This window comes from Microbacterium sp. UBA3394 (genome assembly GCF_002358725.1).
GTDB classification, from domain to species: domain Bacteria; phylum Actinomycetota; class Actinomycetes; order Actinomycetales; family Microbacteriaceae; genus Microbacterium; species Microbacterium luteum.
The window spans coordinates 1-4,332 of the sequence record NZ_DEPK01000180.1; the positions used below are offsets into that span (position 1 = coordinate 1).

Consider the following 4,332-nt stretch of genomic DNA (forward strand, 5'->3'; position numbering starts at 1 on the left):
GCGGCCGACGCCTTGAAGATCCCGACGGTCGCCGTGTACCAGACCGACGTGATCGCCTACGCACAGCGGTACGGTCTTCCCCACGCGACGTCCCTCGTGGCCGCGCACATCACGCGCCTGCACCGGCGGGCCACGCTCAACCTCGCGCCGTCGACGTCGTCGATGACGCAGCTGGCCGGCCTCGGGGTCGACAGGGTTCGACGGTGGGGGCGCGGCGTGGACACGGATCGCTTCACCCCCGCCCGGCGAAGCGATCCGTGGCGGGAGCGCGTCGCACCCGGCGAGACGATCGTCGGTTACGTCGGGCGTCTCGCGCCCGAGAAGCAGGTCGAGGACCTGCGAGTCCTCGCCGACCTCCCCGGTGTGCGTCTCGTCATCGTCGGCGACGGACCCTCGCGACCCGCTCTCGAGCGGGCGCTCCCGGGAGCGGTGTTCACCGGGCATCTCACCGGTGACGCGCTCGGTGAGGCGCTCGCGAGCTTCGACGTCTTCGTGCACCCGGGCGAGAGCGAGACCTTCGGGCAGACCATCCAGGAGGCACTCGCCAGCGGCGTCCCGGTCGTCGCGACCGGCGTGGGAGGACCCGTGGACCTCGTCCGCTCGAGCATCGACGGCTGGCTGTATCGACCCGGTGATCTCGACGACCTGCGCACGCGCGTGTCGGACCTCACCGGTGACGAGTCCAAGCGTCGGGCCTTCGCCGCTGCCGCCCACGAGTCGGTGCGCGAGCGGTCGTGGGAGGCGATGGTCGGACGACTCGAAGCGCACTACGAGGATGCGCGGCGCCTTCGTCGCATCGACGACGCGTTGCTCGCGCGAGCGGCAACGCGGCCGTGGGCCCCGCTCGAGACCCGTGCCGCGCCGAGGTGGCAGCGCTTCGTCGCGCTCGGCGACTCGCTCACCGAGGGCCTGTGCGACTCCTCGCGCATGGCCGCCGGCGAGTACCGCGGGTGGGCCGATCGCCTCGCCGAGCTGCTGGCCTACGCGGGGGGAGGGGCGAGTCCCTTCCACTACGCCAACCTCGCTGTCCGAAGCCGTCGGGTGCGTCATCTGACCGAGGAGCAGCTGCCGCAGGCGCTCGCGATGAAGCCGGATCTCGTGTCGATCCTGATGGGGTCCAACGACCTGGTCGCGCGGAAGGGTCACCCCGTCGACCTCGCCCGAGAGGTGGAGGTGGCGGTGCGCGCTCTTCGCGCGGCCGGGGCCGACGTCCTGCTGGTCACGCCGTTCCTTCCTCGCCGTCGCGCCGCGCTGCTCTTCGCCAAGCGCTTCGCCGCCTTCAACTCGGAGCTCCGGCGCATCGCCGAGGAGACCGGCGCGATCCTGCTCGACCTCGAAGCGCTCCCCGCGATCGGCGACCTGGAGATGTGGGCCGCCGACAAAGTCCACCTGCGCAGCCGGGGGCACCGCTTCGTCGCGTATCGTGCCGCCGACGCACTCGGGGTTCCCGACGCCGAGACCCTCGGCGGTCTGGATGCGGCCCTGCACGCCGACAACGACCCGGTGCTCACCGGCACCTGGTTCCGACGCGACGCGCTGCCCTGGATCTGGCGTCGGCTGCGCGGCCGCACGGCCGGCGACGGCCTGCTGGCCAAGCACTCGGGCCTCGTGGACATCGGCCGCGGCGGCACCGGCGCGCGCGACCGCCAGCCCGCCACCTGACCCGGCTGACAGCGGCGGCCTCTCGCCGGAGCGGCTGTGATTGCATGGTCGGATGCGAGAGGTCGTCAAAGAGAAGGCGGATGCGCCCGCACGGTTCTTCGAAGCCGAGGCGGCGGGGCTCCGCTGGCTGGGCGAGGCAGAGGAACGTGGCGGAGCACGTGTCGCCAGGGTGATCGAGGTCGCCGAAGGGCGCATCCGTCTCGAGCGCGTCGCCACCGCGCCTGCCGACCGCGATGCGGCCCGTGCCTTCGGCAGAGCTCTCGCCCGCACGCACGACGCCGGAGCTGCCGCCTTCGGCGCGCCGCCGAGCGGGTGGGACGGGCCGCTGTACATCGGCCGGCTCGTTCAGCCCGCGTCCGCCGAGCGCAGCTGGGGCGCGTTCTACGCCCGAGACCGCGTCGAGGTGTTCCTCCGCCCGGCGGTCGACGCGGGAAACCTCGCCGCGGACGACGTGCCGCTCGTCGAGCGGGCGTGCGCGGTGATCGCCGACGGTGTGTTCGACGACGACGATCCGCCGTCTCGTCTGCACGGCGATCTCTGGAACGGCAATGTGCTGTTCTCGCGCGACGGGGTCGTGCTCATCGATCCGGCCGCCCACGGGGGCCATCGCGAGACCGATCTGGCGATGCTCGAGCTCTTCGGCTGCCCCCACCTGGAGGAGGTGATCGAGGGCTACCGCCTCACCCACCCGCTCCGGGAGGGATGGGTCCAGCGCATCCCGGTTCACCAGCTTCATCCGCTGGCCGTGCACGCAGTGGGCCACGGGCCGGCGTACGGCGCCGCGCTGGTCGACGCGGCTCGCCGCACGCTGGCGCTGTCCGGGCGTTCCTAGGTCGCAAGCCGGCGCGCTGGTAGGCTCGTTGAGGTTGCCCCCGTGGCAGCCGCTCAATTCCATATGAGCTCACGGAGCAGGCCGGCAGGAAGCTGGTCCCCTGTGGTGGGTTCCCGATCAGGCGATCGGTGATCTTCGACTGGTGACCAGTGCTGGCGCGAACGCGGCGTCGCCGCGCGCTGAGATCTGCCTGTTCCTGCTCCTTCGCACGATCTCGCCGGCGAAACGCGCCCGCGAGTCTAAACAAAGAAGGAGAGACCTCTTGGAAGGTCCTGAAATCACCGCCGCCGAAGCCGTGCTCGACAACGGCCGCTTCGGCACCCGCACCGTCCGGTTCGAGACCGGGCGCCTCGCCCAGCAGGCGCAGGGTTCCGTCGCCGCCTACCTCGACGACGAGACCATGCTCCTGTCGGCCACCAGCGCGGGCAAGCACCCGCGCGAAGGCTTCGACTTCTTCCCGCTGACCGTCGACGTCGAAGAGCGCTCCTACGCCGCCGGCAAGATCCCCGGCTCGTTCTTCCGTCGTGAGGGACGCCCCTCGACCGAGGCGATCCTCGTGTGCCGCCTCATCGACCGGCCGCTTCGCCCGTCGTTCGTCTCGGGCCTGCGCAACGAGGTCCAGATCGTCGTGACCGTGCTCTCGATCGCACCGGGGGAGTTCTACGACGCCCTCGCGATCAACGCCGCATCGCTGTCCACTCAGATCTCGGGTCTGCCGTTCTCCGGGCCGATCGCGGGTGTGCGCCTGGCGCTCATCCCGGGCCAGGGCGACAACGCCGACCAGTGGGTCGCCTTCCCGAAGGCAGAGCAGCTCGACGAGGCCGTGTTCGACCTCATCGTCGCCGGCCGGGTGCTGCCCGACGGCGAAGTGGCCATCATGATGGTCGAGGCCGAGGCCACCGAGCACAGCTGGAACCTCATCCGCGGCGGCGCGACCAAGCCGTCGGAGGAGGTCGTCGCAGCCGGGCTCGAGGCGGCGAAGCCGTTCATCACCCAGCTGGTCCAGGCGCAGAGCCAGGTCGCCGCCACCGCCGCTAAGGAGATCCAGGAGTACCCGGTCTTCCCGGCATACGCCCAGGAGACCTACGACTTCGTCGCTGCCCGTGCGTACGACGAGCTCGTCGGGGTCTACCAGATCGCCGACAAGCAGGAGCGCCAGAACGCCGACGACGCCATCAAGGACCGCGTCAAGGCCGAGCTGATCGCCGCGACCGAGTCGGGCGAGCTTCCGCCCACCGCGCCGCAGGAGTTCTCCGCCGCGTACAAGTCGGTCACCAAGCTGATCGTCCGCAGCCGTATCCTGACCGAGGGTGTGCGCATCGACGGTCGCGGACTGGCCGATATCCGTCCGCTCGACGCCGAGGTGCAGGTCATCCCGCGCGTGCACGGTTCGGCGATCTTCCAGCGCGGCGAGACCCAGATCCTGGGCGTCACCACGCTGAACATGCTGAAGATGGAGCAGCAGATCGACTCGCTGTCGCCCACGACCAGCAAGCGCTACATGCACCACTACAACTTCCCGCCGTATTCGACGGGCGAGACCGGCCGTGTCGGCAGCCCGAAGCGTCGCGAGATCGGCCACGGCTTCTTGGCCGAGCGCGCGCTGGTGCCCGTGCTGCCCAGCCGGGAGGACTTCCCGTACGCGATCCGTCAGGTGTCCGAGGCGCTCGGCTCGAACGGCTCGACGTCGATGGGTTCGGTCTGCGCCTCGACGCTGTCGCTGCTGAACGCGGGCGTGCCGCTGCGCGCGCCCGTCGCCGGCATCGCGATGGGTCTCGTCTCCGACGAGGTCGACGGCCAGACGCGCTACGCCGCGCTGACCGACATCCTCGGCGCCG

At 70.9% G+C, this 4,332-nt stretch carries 3 protein-coding genes; all 3 read left to right on the plus strand.

Features of this window, described 5'->3' with window-relative positions; all coding sequences use genetic code 11:
* Positions 1-1,662: GDSL-type esterase/lipase family protein (locus B4E30_RS10660; protein WP_286795276.1), on the plus strand; the 1,662-nt coding region annotated here is incomplete at its 5' end.
* A 52-nt stretch (positions 1,663-1,714) separates the two neighbouring features.
* A complete protein-coding gene (locus B4E30_RS10665) occupies positions 1,715-2,494 on the plus strand; it encodes a fructosamine kinase family protein (protein WP_286795277.1) in 780 nt (259 codons plus the stop codon).
* Between the two features lie 262 nt (positions 2,495-2,756).
* A partial coding sequence (locus tag B4E30_RS10670; protein ID WP_286795278.1) for a polyribonucleotide nucleotidyltransferase occupies positions 2,757-4,332 on the plus strand: 1,576 nt, incomplete at its 3' end.